The organism is Burkholderia vietnamiensis LMG 10929, from assembly GCF_000959445.1.
GTDB classification, from domain to species: Bacteria; Pseudomonadota; Gammaproteobacteria; order Burkholderiales; family Burkholderiaceae; genus Burkholderia; species Burkholderia vietnamiensis.
This window is the reverse complement of record NZ_CP009632.1, coordinates 924,906-940,371: the sequence shown is the minus strand read 5'-3', so window position 1 is coordinate 940,371 and position 15,466 is coordinate 924,906. Positions and strand designations below refer to the sequence as shown.

General features: G+C 70.8%; 12 protein-coding genes. 7 read left to right on the top strand and 5 right to left on the bottom strand.

What is annotated here, in order from left to right; genetic code table 11:
- Window positions 1–27: 27 nt before the first annotated feature.
- Window positions 28–3,294 carry an efflux RND transporter permease subunit gene (locus tag AK36_RS29005; protein ID WP_011880457.1) on the bottom strand — a complete coding sequence of 1,089 codons (3,267 nt, stop codon included), beginning with the start codon at window positions 3,292–3,294 and terminating at the stop codon, window positions 28–30.
- A gap of 271 nt (window positions 3,295–3,565) precedes the next feature.
- On the opposite strand from AK36_RS29005, the gene AK36_RS29000 reads away from it, so the two are divergent.
- Window positions 3,566–3,847 carry a DUF4148 domain-containing protein gene (locus AK36_RS29000; RefSeq protein WP_011880456.1) on the top strand — a complete coding sequence of 94 codons (282 nt, stop codon included), beginning with the start codon at window positions 3,566–3,568 and terminating at the stop codon, window positions 3,845–3,847.
- The gene (locus AK36_RS28995) at window positions 3,844–4,149 is read left to right on the top strand and encodes a hypothetical protein (protein ID WP_041494395.1); all 306 of its coding nucleotides are present in this window, start codon (window positions 3,844–3,846) and stop codon (window positions 4,147–4,149) included. The genes AK36_RS29000 and AK36_RS28995 overlap by 4 nt, the downstream gene beginning before the upstream one ends.
- Here AK36_RS28995 and AK36_RS28990 read toward each other — a convergent pair.
- Together AK36_RS28990 and AK36_RS28985 are read right to left on the bottom strand one after the other, a co-directional pair.
- Window positions 4,077–5,219 (bottom strand): FAD binding domain-containing protein, encoded by a 1,143-nt coding sequence (locus AK36_RS28990; RefSeq protein WP_011880455.1) that lies wholly within the window; start codon window positions 5,217–5,219, stop codon window positions 4,077–4,079. The genes AK36_RS28995 and AK36_RS28990 overlap by 73 nt on opposite strands.
- Before the next feature lie 145 nt (window positions 5,220–5,364).
- Entirely contained in the window at window positions 5,365–6,114 is a 750-nt protein-coding gene (locus AK36_RS28985; protein WP_011880454.1) for a TetR/AcrR family transcriptional regulator, read from the bottom strand.
- A 192-nt stretch (window positions 6,115–6,306) separates the two neighbouring features.
- Between AK36_RS28985 and AK36_RS28980 the strand changes: the two genes are divergently transcribed.
- The 4 genes from AK36_RS28980 to AK36_RS28965 are packed head-to-tail and all read left to right on the top strand — an operon-like array spanning window position 6,307 to window position 9,740.
- Window positions 6,307–6,513 carry a hypothetical protein gene (locus AK36_RS28980; protein WP_043292820.1) on the top strand — a complete coding sequence of 69 codons (207 nt, stop codon included), beginning with the start codon at window positions 6,307–6,309 and terminating at the stop codon, window positions 6,511–6,513.
- Window positions 6,495–7,232, top strand: a complete 738-nt coding sequence (locus tag AK36_RS28975) for a YoaK family protein (protein ID WP_043292692.1) — start codon at window positions 6,495–6,497, stop codon at window positions 7,230–7,232. Before AK36_RS28980 ends, AK36_RS28975 begins: the two co-directional genes overlap by 19 nt.
- A 55-nt stretch (window positions 7,233–7,287) precedes the next feature.
- Entirely contained in the window at window positions 7,288–8,241 is a 954-nt protein-coding gene (locus AK36_RS28970; protein WP_011880451.1) for a VOC family protein, read from the top strand.
- A gap of 14 nt (window positions 8,242–8,255) precedes the next feature.
- The gene (locus AK36_RS28965; RefSeq protein WP_011880450.1) at window positions 8,256–9,740 is read left to right on the top strand and encodes an alginate export family protein; all 1,485 of its coding nucleotides are present in this window, start codon (window positions 8,256–8,258) and stop codon (window positions 9,738–9,740) included.
- A gap of 34 nt (window positions 9,741–9,774) precedes the next feature.
- Here the strand turns inward: AK36_RS28965 and AK36_RS28960 are convergent, their stop codons facing one another.
- Together AK36_RS28960 and AK36_RS28955 are read right to left on the bottom strand one after the other, a co-directional pair.
- Window positions 9,775–10,680 carry a LysR family transcriptional regulator gene (locus AK36_RS28960; protein WP_011880449.1) on the bottom strand — a complete coding sequence of 302 codons (906 nt, stop codon included), beginning with the start codon at window positions 10,678–10,680 and terminating at the stop codon, window positions 9,775–9,777.
- Between the two features lie 301 nt (window positions 10,681–10,981).
- Window positions 10,982–11,902: a helix-turn-helix domain-containing protein gene (locus AK36_RS28955; RefSeq protein WP_011880448.1), complete on the bottom strand. Its 921-nt coding sequence runs from the start codon at window positions 11,900–11,902 to the stop codon at window positions 10,982–10,984.
- 403 nt (window positions 11,903–12,305) lie between these two features.
- Here AK36_RS28955 and AK36_RS28950 point away from each other — a divergent pair, with 403 nt between their 5' ends.
- Window positions 12,306–15,404 carry an ATP-binding protein gene (locus AK36_RS28950; protein WP_045579820.1) on the top strand — a complete coding sequence of 1,033 codons (3,099 nt, stop codon included), beginning with the start codon at window positions 12,306–12,308 and terminating at the stop codon, window positions 15,402–15,404.
- Window positions 15,405–15,466: the final 62 nt, after the last annotated feature.

The window sequence follows — 15,466 nt, the reverse complement described above, 5'->3', positions numbered from 1 at the left end:
GAGGGATGAAGGAGCGGCCGTCCGCGCTCAACGCAGCGCCGGCGTATCGGGGGCTTCGGGCGCACCGGGCGCATCGCGCATATCAAGCGCACCACGCGCGCCCGCCGCGTCGCGACGCCGCTCGAGCCACGCGTGCACGAAGCCGAACACGACGGGCACGAACAGCAGCGTCGACAGCGTGCCGAACGCGAGCCCGCCGATCACCGCGCGGCCGAGCGGCGCGTTCTGCTCGCCGCCGTCGCCGAGGCCGAGCGCCATCGGCAGCATCCCGATCAGCATCGCGAGCGCGGTCATCACGACCGGACGGAAGCGGCTGAAGCCGGCGTCGAGCGCGGCCTGCCACGGCGATGCGCCGCCGGCGAGCAGCTCGCGCGCCGCATTGACGACGAGGATGCTGTTCGCGGTCGCGATGCCGATGCACAGGATCGTCCCGGTCAACGCCGGCACCGACAGCGTCGTGCGCGTCACGAACAGCATCCACGCGATGCCGGCCAGCGACGCCGGCAGGCCGCCGACGATCACGAGCGGATCGAGCCACGACTGGAAATTGACGACCATCAGCAGGTAGACCAGCGCGATCGCGAGCGCGAGACCGCCGAGCAGCCCGGCGAACGACTCGTGCATCGCCTGCACCTGGCCGCGCAGCACGATCGACGAGCCGGGCGGCAGCTGCGCGCGCGCGTCGTCGACGAGCTTCGTCACGTCGGCCGTGACCGCGCCGAGGTCGCGCCCCTGCACCGACGCGAAAATGTCGAGCACCGGCTGCACGTTGTAGTGCGACACGACCGCCTGCTGCGTCGTGCGCGAGAAGCTGCCGAGCGTGCCGAGCAGGTTTTGCGCGGGCGCACCGGCCGCCGGGCCGCCGGCCGGGCGCTGCGGCGACGGCGCGTCGCTGGTCGGCAACGGCACGTTCGCGAGCGCTTGCAGCGAATCGATCGTGTACTGCGGCGTCTGCACGAGCACGGGGTAGCTCACGCCGTTGCGCGGATCGAGCCAGAAGTTCGGCGTCGTCTGCGAGCTGCCGGACAGCGCGATCAAAAGGTTCTGCGCGACGTCGCGCTGCTGGAGCCCGGCCTCGATCGCCTTGGTGCGGTCCACGTTCACGTCGATCGCCGGCTCGTCGCCGGGCTGCTGGATGCGCGCGTCGACCAAACCGCGCACGCCGCGCAGTTTCGCGAGCAGCGCGTTCGCGACCGCGCGGTTCTGATCCAGCTTGTTGCCGACGATCTGGATGTCGACCGGCGCGGGCAGCCCGAAATTGAGGATCTGGCTCACGATGTCGGCCGGCAGGAACGCGAACGTCACGCCGGGGAACGACTGCGCGAGCAGGTTGCGCAGCCGTGCGACGTACGCGGCGGTCGGCGCGTGGCCCGGCTTCAGCGTGATCATCACGTCGGCGTCCTCGGTGCCGATCGGGTCGGACGAGTCGTAGGTGAGGTTGATCCCGCTCACCGGCACGCCGATGTTGTCGAGCATGCCGGCCAGTTCGCGCGCCGGAATCACGCTGCGCACCTTGGCCTCGACTTCGTCGGTCAGCCGTGCGGTCTGCTCGATCCGCGTGCCGGTCGGCGCGCGCAGATGCAGGCGGATCTCGCCGGTGTCGATCGCCGGGAAGAAGTCCTGGCCGGCGAACGCGAACAGGCCCGTGGACGCCACGCACGCCAGCACGAACGCGGCCGCGAAGCGGCGCCGGTGCGCGATCGCCGCGGCGAGCAGCGCGCGATAGCCGAGCCGGATCGCGTCGAAGCGGCGTTCGAACGCGGCCTGCAGGCCGGCGATACGCGCGAACACGCCGCGCGGCGGGCGGCCCTGGCCCTTCGCGCGCATCAGCACCATCGCGAGCGTCGGCACCAGCGTGCGCGAGAAGAAGTACGACGCGACCATCGCGAAGATCACCGCCTCGGCCATCGGCACGAACAGGTAGCGTGCGACGCCCGTCAACAGGAACATCGGCACGAACACGATGCAGATCGACAGCGTCGACACGAAGGTCGGCACCGCGATCTCGCCGGCGCCGGTGAGGATCGCGTCCTCGAGCGGCTCGCCGCGTTCGAGATGATGCGTGATGTTCTCGATCGCGACGGTCGCGTCGTCGACGAGTATGCCGACCGCCAGCGCGAGCCCGCCGAGCGTCATGATGTTGATGGTCTGGCCGAGCGCGCCGAGCGCGAGCAGCGACGTCAGCACCGCGAGCGGAATCGACACCGCGATGATCAGCGTCGCGCGCCAGCTGCCGAGGAACAGCAGGATCATCAGCGCGGTCAGGCACGCGGCGATCAGCGCCTCGCGCACGACGCCCTGGATCGCGGACTTCACGAACACCGACTGGTCGTCGAGCGCCGCAATGTGCAGCGCCTTCGGCAGCCCGGCTGCGATCTTCGGCAGCATCGCCTTCACCTGGTCGATGATCGTCAGCGTCGATGCGCTGCCGGTCTTCTCGACGGTCAGCAGCGCCGCGCGCTTGCCGTCGGCGCGCACGATGTTGGTCTGCGGCGCGTAGCCGTCGCGCACGTGGGCGACGTCGCGCACATAGACGACGCTGCCGCCGATCGTCTTCACCGGCAGGTCGTTCAGCGCGGCGACCGTCTGCGTGCTGCCGTTCAGCTGCACGTCGTACTCGTGCGTGCCGATCTTCGCGGTGCCGCCCGGCAGGATCAGGTTCTGCGCGTTGATCGCGTTCACCACGTCGATCGGCGCGAGCCCCTTCGCCTGCAGCGCGCGCGTGTCGAGATCGACGACGATCTGGCGGATCTTGCCGCCGTACGGCAGCGGCACGGCCGCGCCCTGGACGGTTGCGAGCTGCGTGCGGATGAAACTGTTGCCGAGGTCGTACAGCTGCTGTTCGGCGAGCGTGTCGCTCGACAGCCCGAGCTGCAGGATCGGCACCGTCGACGCGTTGTACGTGATGATGTTCGGCGGCAGCGTGCCGGGCGGCAGGATGCGCAGGATCGACGCGGCGTTGCTGGCGGCTTCCGCGATCGCGCGATTGATGTCCGCGCCGGGGTGGAAGAACACCTTCACGACCGACACGCCGTTCAGCGACTGCGATTCGATGTGCTCGATGTCGTCGACGTCGGACGTGAGCGCGCGCTCGTAGTTCGACGTGATGCGCTTGGCCATGTCTTCGGCGGAGAAGCCGTTGTACGACCAGACGATGCTGACGACCGGGATGTCGATGTTCGGAAAGATGTCGGTCGGCATGCGCAGCAGCGCAAGCGGCCCCGCGATGAAGATCAGCAGCGCGAGCACGACGAACGTATAGGGCCTGCGCAATGCGAGCCGGACGATCCACATGATGTTGTTCCTCGAAGCAGGGCACGGATGCCGCGTTCGATGCGGCGAGCATGCAGTCTGCCGGCGCGGCGTTGACCCGAGCCTGTCGCGAAGATTACGAAACCGTCATCCGCGTGCGGCGGCGGCGGATGACGAATTTGTCATGTTCCGGTCAGCGTCGCGTGCACCGCGATCGCCAGAATGAAGACGTCAGGCAGCGAGTCGCATCGGGGCTCGTGCCGGCGGCGCATCGACGATGCGTCTTCATCGAATCGTTTCCGGGAGTTCCATCATGAACCGCAGGATGATTGCAGCCGCCTTGCTCGCGCTCACCATCGGCACGCCGGTGGCCGCGTTCGCCCAGAGCGCCTCGGCGGGCCTGACCCGCGCCGACGTGCTCGCCGAATTGGTCCAGGCCCAGCGTGACGGCACGGTGCCGACGTCGCGCTGGGATTACCCGCCGAGCGCGCCGACGATCGAGCGCAACCGCGAGCTGTATGCGCTCGGGCATGGCGAGCAGCACACGCAGAGCGCCGCGGCGGCGCCGTCCGGGGCGACGGGGAGTGCGTTGTGAAGGCCCGTGTGGTCGTGGCGCGCGTGACGGCGCTGGCGCTCGCCGCAGCGCTCGCGGCCGCCGTCGCACCGGCGTTCGCGCGCGGCCAGCCGCAATTGCCCGACGACGACGGCGGACGCGCCAGCGTGCTCGCCGCGTTGAATCCGCAGCACGACGCGACGCCCGAGCGCGCGGTCGCGGCCACGGGCACGGGCACGACGGGCGAGGCGCGGGTCGCGCATGCGCATGCTCATGCGGCGCCCATCAAGCGCGCGCCGAGCGCGATGCCGCGCGCGGACACCAGCGCGCTCGCCGCGCGCTGATCGGCATCCCAGGTCGCGAGTGCGGCGTCGAACGCCGCGCCGGGCGCAACGTCGTGCAGTGCCGCGGCGAGCGCGACCGCGTTGTCCGCCGCCTTCGCGACGCCCGCCGCGGTGTGCGGACGCACGACGCACGCGGCATCGCCGAGCAGCACGGTGCGGCCGAACGCCATGCGCTCGACGGCCAGATCGTAGATCGCCTGCGCGAACGGGGCCGGTGTCGTGTCGACGAGCGTGGCGAGCGTCGGCGCGAGCATGCGGTCGGCGGCGTCCACGAGTTCGGCGCGGTTGTCGTCGCGCATCGCGCCCGGCGGCAGCGACCCGTCGCGCTGCGTGCCGTCGCGGGTCAGGAACAGCGACGGCAGCCGCTCCGACGCGAGACGGCGATACCAGACCCAGTTCACGCGCCGCTTGCCGGGTTCGATCGCACCGTCCGCGCCGGGCACCAGATAGGTCAGGAACAGGTGCGCGCCGCCTTGCTGGAACGTGAAGCGCTCGCGCAGCAGGTACAGCACCTGCTCGGGCAGCGCGTGTTCGTCGACGAGCCCGCGCCACGCGACGTAGCCGGCATACGCGGGCCGCACGTCCGGCAGCAATTGCGCGCGCACCGTCGAGCGCGCGCCGTCGGCGCCGATCAACAGATCGGCCGTCTCGACGCGGCCGCTCGCGAACTGCGCGACGACCCGTTCGCCGTCCTGCTGGAACCGCTCGAACGCGTCGCCGGCATGAATCACGTCGTCCGGCAGCGCATGCTTCAGCGCCGTATAGATCACGTTCCATCCGGTTTGCGTTTGCGGCATGGTCAGGCGTTGCACGACGCGATCCTGCGCGTCGACGTAGATGCGCTCGATCGAATCGACGCCCGCATTGGCGGGCAGCGCGACGCCGCCGAACGCGAACGCGCGCTCGATCGGCGGTTGCAGCACGATGCCGCCGCCGCGGCTGTCGAGCTCGCGCGCCGATTGCTCGAACACGCGAACGTGCCAGCCGCGCGCGCGTAGCGCGGTCGCGGCGAACAGGCCGCCGACCGATCCGCCGACGATGACGGCCTTGCGGCCCGATGCGCGTTCCATGATGTGTGCTCCCGACGAAGATCCATGCGAACGGCGGGCGGCCGTGCGCGGCGGCGTAGCGCCGATATCGCACCGAGCTTAGGGCAGGATGGGCGCGCGCGAGTTGAATCGTTCTGAAGCGCTCGGACGGCGGGCGGGGTTTGCGCTACCCGCGCTTGCGGCGCGGTGTGGGCGTTGGCTCGGGTGTAGTCGTGGTCGTCGGCGTGTCCGCCGCCACGCGCTTCAGCGCGGCCGGCGTGCCGTTCAGGAACGCGTCGATCTGCCGCTCGATCTCGGCGTCGACGTCGTCGGGCACCGGCAGCCCGTACACCCATTTGCGCACGCCGAGATAGAAGATGCTCGCGTGCAGGCTCCACACCAGCTCGATCTCCGCATTGCGCTGCGCGTCGGACGCCGGCGTCGGGATGTCGTATTCATGGCGCAGCTCGCGCAGCACGGGCAGGAACACGCGCTCGCGCAGCCGCGACAGATAGCGCGTATTGAACCCTTCTCGGCTCAGGCCGGCGAAGATGAAGGTGCGGATCCATGCGCGCCGCAGGATCGTCTGCGCGTACGAACGATAGAACGCGACGAGCCGCTGTTGCAGCGGAATCGTCCGGTCGGCGATCAGTTTTTCCCAATCGGGATTCCACGTGTAGACCTCGTCGTACACGCGATCGATCAGCGCTTCCTTGCTCGGGAAGTAGCGGTACAGCAACGGCTGCGTGACGCCGATCTGCCGCGCCAGCTCGCGCGTGCTGCCGGAAAAGCCGTGCGTCGCGAAGTGTTCGACCGCCTTTTCGACGATCTGCCGCTCGCGGGCCTCCGGCGTGAGGCGGCGGCCCGGCGTGGCGGCCGGTTCGGCGGCCGCCGTCCGGCTCGGGCGGGACGCTGCTTTGCGCTTGGTTTCGGTCATCCATCGGCTCCTGAGTGGCGCCCATTCTGCACTTATCGGTCGAAAAATAGCAAGGCGAGCCGGCCGCCGGATTCAGAAGATTTAAGTTCGCCGCCATGACTTTAAGGATGGCGTTCCTTAGGCTGCTCCGTGATCGCCGCACGCATCGGACGCCGCCCGGCGCCGGCCCGTGCGCCGCAACCGAAACGGACCATGCCTCACCTGATCTCGCTGGGAGCCGGCATCGCAGCCGGCCCGCCGTACTACCTGGCGCGCATGCCATCGCTCGCGCCGCCACCGGGCGCGCCTGCCGGGCCGCTCGACATCGTCGCGGGCGAGCCCGCGCTTCCCTTGATGGCCGCGCCGATGCGCGCGCCGCAGAGGACGAAGGAGGGTGCGTCATGCCAGCTGGCCAGCTAGCGGCAAGCGGCGCGAGCGCGCCCGATCACGTGGCCGGCGAGGACGTGATGCTCGCGTCGATCGCGGGCTACGTCGACACGCTCGGCTTCGTCGCGCTGTTCGGGCTGTTCACCGCGCACGTGACCGGCAACTTCATCCTGATCGGCTCCGGCATCGCGGGCGTCGGGCAGGGCCTCGTGATCAAGTGGCTCGCGTTTCCCGCGTTCATCGCCGGGATCGTCGCCGCCCGCCTGCTCGATCACGGGATGCGCGTGCGCGGCCACGGCCCGCGCGCGTGCTCGCTGTATGCGATGCAGGCGATCCTGCTGACCGGCTTCATGCTGGCCGGGGTGGCGGCGTCGCCGATCGCGAGCGCCGATGCGCCCGCGACGATCCTCTGCGGGCTGCTCGGCGCCGCCGCGATGGGCGTGCAGAATGCCCACGGCCGGCTGACCGCGCGCTCGGTGGTGGCGAACACCGTGATGACCGGCAACGTCACGCAGGCCGTCATCGACGCATTCGACTGGCTCGTGCCGATCGCCGCGCCCGCGGAGCGGGAAGCCGCCCGCGCCCGGTTGCGGCGCACGCTGCCGCCGGTCGCCGGTTTTGCGCTCGGCGCGGGCGCCGGTGCGACCGCGTATCTGTATGCGGGGTTCTGGGCGCTCGCGCTGCCGCTGGCGGTGCTGGTGTTTCTTGCCTGTCGCGCGGGCCGCCGCGACGCGCGGCCCGCATCCCGCTGAATCCGAATCCGCGCGCGGCGCCACGCCGCGCGCGTCACCATCAAGGAGAAACCCGATGAGTTCACTGAATCTGCGCAGCATGCTGCGCTCGACCGCCGCGGCGTCGGCCGTGCTCGCCGCGCTGCTGGTCGGCGCGCCCGCCCATGCCGACGAAACCCACCTCGACGACATCGCGTCGCCGGCCGCCTCGACGCGCCTGCCGGCCGTCGCCGTAGGCCCGCAGTACGACACGACCCATGTGTGCGTGGCGCCGGAAGACTTCGACCGCTTCACCGACAGCTTCGTCGCGACTTTCGGCGGCAAGAAATCGCAGCAGGGCGTGTTCCAGGTCACGCCGACGCCGAGCCAGACGATGTCGCAACTCGTGCTGACGCCGGTCGGCACGATCTCGGTGTTCGGCTTCAAGACGCCGATCCCGTATCCGTTCTGCGACGAGCGCACCGGCTATCTGGTCAGCGACATCGACGTGGCGGTGAAGTCGGCGCGCGCGCACGGCGCCGACGTCATCGTCGCGACGTTCCCCGATCCGATCGGGCGCGACGCGATCGTCCGCTGGCCGGGCGGCGTGAACATGCAGCTCTACTGGCACACGCAGGCGCCGAACTACGACCCGCTGCAGACGGTGCCGGAGAATCGCGTGTACGTGTCGCCGCAAAGCGCGAGCAAGCTCGCGCGCGACTTCGTCGCGTTCTCGCACGGCAAGATCGTGTCGGACGTGCGCCATGCGCCGGGCGTCGAGATCGGCCGGCCGAACGACACGTATCGCCGCATCCGGATCGAATCGGGCTTCGGCAAGATGACCGTGCTGGCGACCGACGGCCATCTGCCCTATCCGTTCGGCCGCGAGATGACCGGCTATGAAGTGACCGATCTCGCCGCGACGCTGAAGAAGGCCGAAGCGGCCGGCGTGACCGTGCTCGTGCCGCCGTTCGCATCGGACGGCCGCGAGGCGGCGCTGGTGCAGTTCCCCGGCGGCTACGTCGCCGAGATCCACGCGCGGACGAAATAACCGTGCGCCGCCCGATGAACCGAGCGTGGCGCGGCGCGCTGCCGTGCGTCGTGCTGGCGGGCGGCGTCGCGTTGCACGCGGGCGCGGCGGCCGGCGCCGAAGCGGCAGACGCGACGGCCCCGGCGGCCGCACCGGCCGCCACGCCCGCTGCGACACCCGCAGCCGCGGCCGCTGCGACGTGTACCGCGAAGCGGCCCGTCGTGCTGTTCAACCGCTGGCAGGAAGACTGGTCGGTGCTCGCGAACCCGTGCGTGCCGCGCAAGCCGTTCGACTCGCTGAAATACGTGCCGCTCGGCGACGACCCGTCGACCTACCTGTCGCTCGGCGCGAGCCTGCGCGAGCGCTTCGAGCTGAACAATGCGCCGCTGTTCGGGCTGGGCGCGGCGCACGACGACAACTACGTGATCCAGCGCGCGAACGTCCATGCGGACCTGCGCTATCGCGGCCATCTGCAGGCGTTCGTGCAGTTCGTCGACGCGCGGCCGTTCGGCAAGAACACGGTCGGCCCGGTCGACAAGGATCAGCTCGATCTCGAACAGGCGTTCGTCGCGTACGTCGATCAGGTGGGGCCCGGCACGGTCAAGACGCGCATCGGCCGGCAGGAGATGGCGTTCGACTTGCAGCGCTTCGTGTCGGTGCGCGATGGTCCGAACGTGCGGCAGGCCTACGACGGCCTGTGGGCCGATTATGAAATCGGCAAGTGGCGGCTGATCGGCTATGTGACGCGGCCCGTGCAGTACCGCGACGACGCGGCGTTCGACGACGTGTCGAACCGCCATCTGCGCTTCGACGGCGTGCGCGTCGAGCGCAACGGCACGGGGCCCGGCGACTTGTCCGCGTACTGGTCGCGCTATACGCGCGACAACGCGCGCTTCGCCGACGCGGCGGGCACCGAGCGCCGCGACGTGTTCGACGTGCGCTACGCGGGCAAGGCCGACTCGCTCGACTGGGACGTCGAGGCGATGCTGCAGACCGGTCACGTCGGACAGGACACGGTCGGCGCGTGGGCGTTCGGCGCACTGGGCGGCTATACGTTCGCGAAGACGCCCGGCACGCCGCGCGTCGGCATCCAGGTCGACGGCGCGTCGGGCGACGCGCATCCGGGCGACCACCGCGTCGGCACGTTCAACCCGATGTTTCCGAACGGCTATTACTTCACGCTCGCCGGTTACACGGGGTACAGCAACCTGATCCACGTGAAGCCGTCGCTGACGTTCAAGCCGTCCAGCTCGGTCACGGTGCTCACGGCCGTCGGTTTCCAGTGGCGGCAGACCACGGCCGACGCGATCTACGGGCAGGGGATGTCGGCCGTGCCGGGCACGGCGGGCAAGGGCGGCGCGTGGACCGGCATGTACGCGCAGGCGCGCGTCGACTGGCTGGTCAACGCGAACCTCGCGCTCGCGCTCGAGGCCGTGCACTTCGAGCTCGGCTCGTCGATTCGCGCGCTCGGCGCGCGCAATGCCGACTACGTCGGCATGGAAGCGAAGTTCGGCTGGTAACGCGCGTGACGGCCGACGTGTGACGCGGGACGCGTCATGCCGGCGCGCGGGCGAGCGCGGCGACGAAGTCGATGAACGCGGCGACGCGCTTCGAGCCGCGCTGGTTCGGCAGGTACAGCGCGGTGATCACCGCGCGTGCGGCGCCGGGCGTGACGTCGTAGTCGTCGAACAGACGCCGCAGGCGGCCGGCCTCGACGTCCGCATCGACCAGCCAGTCGGGCAGCAGCGCGATGCCCGCGCCGTCGAGCGCGGCTTCGCACAGCACTTCGCTGTGATTCGATTTGAGCCGGCCGGCGACGACGACCTGTGTGGTCCCCTGCGCGCCGACGAAGGTCCACGCCTGCTGGTCGACGCCGAAGTGAAAGCGCAGGCACGCGTGGTCGACCAGGTCGCCGGGCGTGGCCGGCGTGCCATGCGCGTCGAGATAGCCTGGGCTGGCGACCACGTGGCGCCGGAACGTGCCGAGCGGGCGCGCGACGACGTCTGCGCTCGGCGCCGCGTCGCCGAGCCGGATCGCGACGTCGATCCGGCTCGTCACGAGGTCGACGCGTTCGTCGGTGAGCTGCAGGTCGATGTCGAGCTTCGGATGGCGCGCGAGCAACGCCGCGACGTGCGGCGCGATGCGGCGCAGCCCGTAGGCGACCGGCACCGACACGCGCAGCGGCCCGGACGGCTCGCTGCCGCGGTCGGCGACGAGCGCATCCGCATCGGCCAGTTCCTCCAGCACGCGCTTCGCCCGCGCGTAGTAGACGACGCCGGCATCGGACAGCGTGACCTGCCGGGTCGTGCGGTTGAACAGCACCGTGCCGAGCGATGCCTCGAGCGCGTCCACCGCGCGCACCACCGACGAAGCGGCGAGTTCGAGACGCCGTCCGGCGCTCGAGAAACCGCCGGCTTCGGCCACTTCAACGAACGCGCGCAGTGCGGAGAATTTGTCCATCGGGTCGCCCTCGTGCGTGTCGCAACGTCGCGTTGCATGCGGTTCGCATTCTAGCGTCGGCTGCGTGGGGCGCAGCGGCGGCGTGGGCGATCTTCAGGACGATTCAGGGGCGGGGTGGGAGGAGGGTTGTGAGGTGTGCGCGTGCATTCTGCGACGCGCACGCCTGACGGCTTCGCGCAACGTCAGGCCCGCTTCTTCGACGGCGCGAGGCGCAGCAGCTCGGCCACGCTGTCGACGTTGAACTGTTTCATGAGCCTCGCATGGCGCGCTGCGCGCCGACGCCGTTGCCAGGCCGACGCGATCAGCGCGAGCGCGCGCGGCGCCACGCGCCGGGCGGATGGCCGATCACGCGCAGGAACACGCGGTTCAGATGGCTCTGGTCGGAGAACCCGCAATCGGCGGCGATCTCGGCGAGCGTCATGTCGGACGTCTCGATCAGATGGCGCGCCCGCGTCACGCGCTGTTCGAGCAGCCACTGGTGCGGCGTGCGGCCGGTGGTGCGGGAGAACGCGCGGATGAAATAGCCGCGCGACAGGTCGCATTCGTTCGCGACTTCCTCGATCGACACGCCGAGGTTCGCCTTTTCCATCAGCAGTTCCTTCGCGAGCGCCACTTTTGCCGGCGACAGCACGCCCTTGCGCTCGAGGTCGCGCACGCGCGCAGCGCCGTAGCGGCGCAGCAGATGGGTGCCCATCGCCAGCCCGATCTGCTCGATGAACAGCGCATCGAGCGGCCCGGGCGCGTCGAGGCTGTCGGCCACGGCGTGCGCGAGATGGCCGAGCACCGGGTCGCGCACGTCGGGCCGCGAGGTCAGGCCGCCGACCGCGCTGCCGCCATGCTCCCGGCCGACGCGTTCGAGATACGCGGGCGGCAGCTCGACCAGCACGAAGTCGAAATTACCGTACAGGTCGGCGCGGAAATGGCGCGAGAAGTCGCGAATGTAGATCGAGTGTTGCTGGAACCGGCGCTCGCTCGCGCCCGCGCGCCCGTAGAGCGTGCGGCGGTGGCCGCCGTTCAGCGATACGCCGACCAGGAAGCCGCGATCGCATGCGGGCATGTCGATATGCTCGACGTGCGCCTCGCGCATGCATTTGCGGTGCAGCTTCAGGCCGCCGGCGGCCGTCTCGATGTCCTTCGACAGCAGGCTTGCCGCGCAGCCGAGCGTGTCTTTCGGCGTTGGCGCGACCGGGGCGTCCGGCGCTGCGATGACGAGGTCGGGCATGGATTTTCCTGCGAGTGACTCGTGGCGCGTTACGACGAGTCGAGTTTATACGGGCACGCGTGCATTCAAAATGAATTTGTACAAAGGTCCGCTCGCGACCCTGACGATCGGCTTTCGATGCGCGGGCGCGACGGCCGCACGCCCGAACGCCCGCGCGGGGCACGTGTGCGCGGGGCCCGGCACAGTATAGCGGCGCTGCCCGACACGCAAGTGACCGCGCCGAGCGGCGCGCCGGCACCCGTGCAGCGCATTTTTCTTCAAGATTTCCGCCGGACGTCCTTTTACACTGGGCCGTCAATTCGATATTTCCCCGCCCGGCGCGATCGCGCGCCGGGCTCCGACTTCCTGCCGCGTGAGCTGCCGCGCTCATGCGGCGGTCATCCTGAGGTACCCGGAGGCGGCCATGATCCAGATCGGTACTTTGTCGGTCGATTTCGAGCAGCGGGACATTCGTCGTCACGGCGCGTCGCTGCGCATCGGCGCGCGTGCGCTCGACATCCTCGAAGTGCTGCACCGCGCGAGCGGTTCGGTCGTGTCGAAGGACGACATCATGGATGCGGTCTGGCCGGGCCTGATCGTCGAGGAAAACCGGCTGCAGGTGCACGTCGCGACGCTGCGCAAGGCGCTCGGCGCGAATCGCGATCTGATCAAGACGGTTCCCGGGCGCGGCTATCTGCTCGTCGCGAGCGCGTCGGCCGCGGCCGGGCCGGCGCCGGACGTCCCAGAGGGCGGCGAGCCTGGGCAGGGCATGTCCGCGGCCGCTGCGCCCGCTGGATCCGTTGCGCTCGTGGAGTCCGCAGCCCCCGATCTCGCCGCGCTGCCCGACGCCTCCCACGCCGTGCCGACCCCGCCGCTGGTCGGGCGCGATGCCGAGCTCGCGCAGATCGTCGCCATGTTGGCGCGCACGCCGGTCGTCACGCTCGTGGGCGCGGGCGGCATCGGCAAGACGAGCCTCGCCGCGCATGTGGCGCACGATGCGCGCTGCCACGGACGCGAGCGCGTGCTGTTCGTCGAGCTCGCAGCCGCGTCGACGCACGACGACATGCTGATCGCGATCGCGGCCGAACTCGGGCTCGACGTCGACGGCATACCGGCCGTCGAGTGCGTCGGCGCCGCGTTCGCCGAGTCGCGCAGCCTGCTCGTGCTCGACAACGCCGAGCACATCGTCGATCTGGTCGCGAAGCTCGTCGAAACCCTCACCTCCGTTGCCGGGTCGCTGCGCGTGCTGGTCACGAGCCGCGAGCCGCTGCACATCTCGGCCGAAGCGGTGCTGCGGATGAGCCCGCTCGCGGTGCCGGCAAGCGATGCGTCGTTCGACGAAATCGCCCGGTGCTCGGCCGTCGCGCTGTTCCTGGAACGCGTACGCGCCGCCGCGCCGGAGTGCCCGATCGACGAAGCGGCCGTGCGGCTGATGGGCGACATCTGCCGGCGCCTCGACGGGCTGCCGCTCGCGATCGAGCTGGCCGCGGCAAGGGTGGCGACGCTCGGGCTCGCGGTCGTCGCGTCGCGGCTGGACGACCGGCTGAACCTGCTGACCGGCGGCCTGCGGTCGTCGCTGCCGCGCCATCAGACCCTGCGCGCCACGTTCGACTGGAGCTACGTGCTGCTCGATCCGACCGCGCGTGCGCTGTTTCGCCGGATGGGCTGCTTCATCGGGCCGTTCTCGTTCGATGCCGCGCGCGCGGTCGCCGCGGAGCCCGACACGTCGGCGTCGGACACGATCGCGGTGCTCGGCGAACTGGTCGCGAAATCGCTGGTGAGCGTCGAATTCCATGGCGCATACGTGTGCTACCGGCTCACCGAGTCGACGCGCGCCTATGCGCTGGAGAAACTGCACAACGAGGGCGAGTTCGAGCGGATCGCCGCGCGCCACGCGCTGTACGAGCGCGAACATGCGCCGGCGCGTGTGGGTGTCGGCGCTGAAGCGGGCACGGACACGGACGCGGACGGGCGCGCGGCGCACGCGGACGATGCGCGGGCGGATGCGCAAGTCCATGCGCAGGCCCACGCGCAAGCCCGGATCATGGCAGCGGCCGAAGCCGAAGCCGAAGCCCAAGCCCAAGCCCAAGCCCAAGCCCAAGCCACGACCGACCCGGCGCCGCCGGCCGCCGCCATTCCCGACCCCGACCCGGACCTGTTGACGCACGCATTGCAGGAGCCCGCGCGGATGCGCGAGTCCGCCGCGCACGCGAGACAGCTGCTCGACGCGCTGGACGCAGGCGCCGCCGCCCCGCTCGACGCGGGCCGCGAGATGCGGTTGCGCGCTGCATGCGCGTCGGCGGTGCTGCACACCGACGGCGATGCGCTGGCCGCGGCCGCGATGTGGGACCGCACGCTGGGCCTCGCGGCCCGCAGCGGCGACGACGCGTTCGACGCGCGCGCGCTGGTCGGATTGTGGAACACGATGCTGACGCTGTCCGATATCCACGAATCGCTGCGCTACGCGATGCGCTTCGAGCGCGCGGCCGAGCGGCGCGGCGACCCGTCGCAGCGCTTGCTCGCGCATGCGATGGTCGCGACCTCGCTGCACTATTTCGGCGAGCACGCGCAGGCGCGCGAGCGGCTGGAGGCGGCTACGGCCGGCCTCGCGGACGCCGGCGAACCGCCGTGCGCGCAGGCGGCGCTCGGCGTCGACGTGGCGACGCTCGCGCGCACCATGCTCACGCGGCTCGTGTGGATGCAGGGCGAGCCGGAAGCCGCGATGCGCTTCGCCGCGCAGGCGGTCGAGTGCGCACGCCGCGCGGGCTCGCCGCTCGCGCTGTGCATCGTGCTCGGCGCGGCCGCCGTGCCGATCGCGCTGCGCTACGGCGATCACGACATCACGTCGGACTATCTCGCGACGCTGCGCGCGAGCGCCGCTGCGCACGGCTTCGACATCTGGCGCAGCCACGCGGAATGCCTGACCGGCCAGTTCGACATCCAGGCCGGCCATCCGGGCGCGGGGCTCGCGCGGCTCGAGCCGGCGCTGCAGCGTGTCGACGCGAGCGGGTTCCGCAGGCTGCTCGCGCCGCTGAACGTCGCGTATGCGGAAGGGCTGGTGCGCACCGGCCGCGCGGCGCAGGCGCGCGCGCTGCTCGACGCGACGCTCGCGCGCTGCCGCGCGCATGGCGAGCACCTGTTCGTCCCCGAACTGCTGCGCGTGCGCGGCGTCGCGATGCTCGAGCACGCGCGTACCGTCGGCGCGGACCTCTCGGTCGCATGCGAGGCGGACGGGCAGCGTCATCTGCAGATGGCGATCGAGACGGCGAACGCGCAGGGCGCCGGGATGTGGGCGCTGCGCAGCTCGCTGGATCTCGCCGATCACCTGATCGAGCGCGGGCGTACCGCGCAGGCGTCGACGCTGGTCGCCGGCATCGTGCAGGACTTCGACCCGCGCTCGCGCGCGCACGACGTGCGCCGGCTGCTGCGGGTGCAGAGTTTCGTGCGTCAGGACGCGGCGCCCGTGCCGTCCCGCCCGCGCGCCCGACACGACGCCGTCGACGCGGCGCAGCAGGGGGCATGACGATGCGCGCATTCGGGGCGGCGGGGCCGCTGTGGGTGGGCGGTATGCGTGCCGCCGTGCGC

Coding starts and splice junctions, on each gene's coding strand:
- AK36_RS29005 (WP_011880457.1), bottom strand. CDS start 3,294: ATGTGGATCGTCCGGCTCGCATTGCGCAGGCCCTATACGTTCGTCGTG.
- AK36_RS29000 (WP_011880456.1), top strand. CDS start 3,566: ATGAACCGCAGGATGATTGCAGCCGCCTTGCTCGCGCTCACCATCGGC.
- AK36_RS28990 (WP_011880455.1), bottom strand. CDS start 5,219: ATGGAACGCGCATCGGGCCGCAAGGCCGTCATCGTCGGCGGATCGGTC.
- AK36_RS28985 (WP_011880454.1), bottom strand. CDS start 6,114: ATGACCGAAACCAAGCGCAAAGCAGCGTCCCGCCCGAGCCGGACGGCG.
- AK36_RS28980 (WP_043292820.1), top strand. CDS start 6,307: ATGCCTCACCTGATCTCGCTGGGAGCCGGCATCGCAGCCGGCCCGCCG.
- AK36_RS28975 (WP_043292692.1), top strand. CDS start 6,495: ATGCCAGCTGGCCAGCTAGCGGCAAGCGGCGCGAGCGCGCCCGATCAC.
- AK36_RS28970 (WP_011880451.1), top strand. CDS start 7,288: ATGAGTTCACTGAATCTGCGCAGCATGCTGCGCTCGACCGCCGCGGCG.
- AK36_RS28965 (WP_011880450.1), top strand. CDS start 8,256: ATGAACCGAGCGTGGCGCGGCGCGCTGCCGTGCGTCGTGCTGGCGGGC.
- AK36_RS28960 (WP_011880449.1), bottom strand. CDS start 10,680: ATGGACAAATTCTCCGCACTGCGCGCGTTCGTTGAAGTGGCCGAAGCC.
- AK36_RS28955 (WP_011880448.1), bottom strand. CDS start 11,902: ATGCCCGACCTCGTCATCGCAGCGCCGGACGCCCCGGTCGCGCCAACG.
- AK36_RS28950 (WP_045579820.1), top strand. CDS start 12,306: ATGATCCAGATCGGTACTTTGTCGGTCGATTTCGAGCAGCGGGACATT.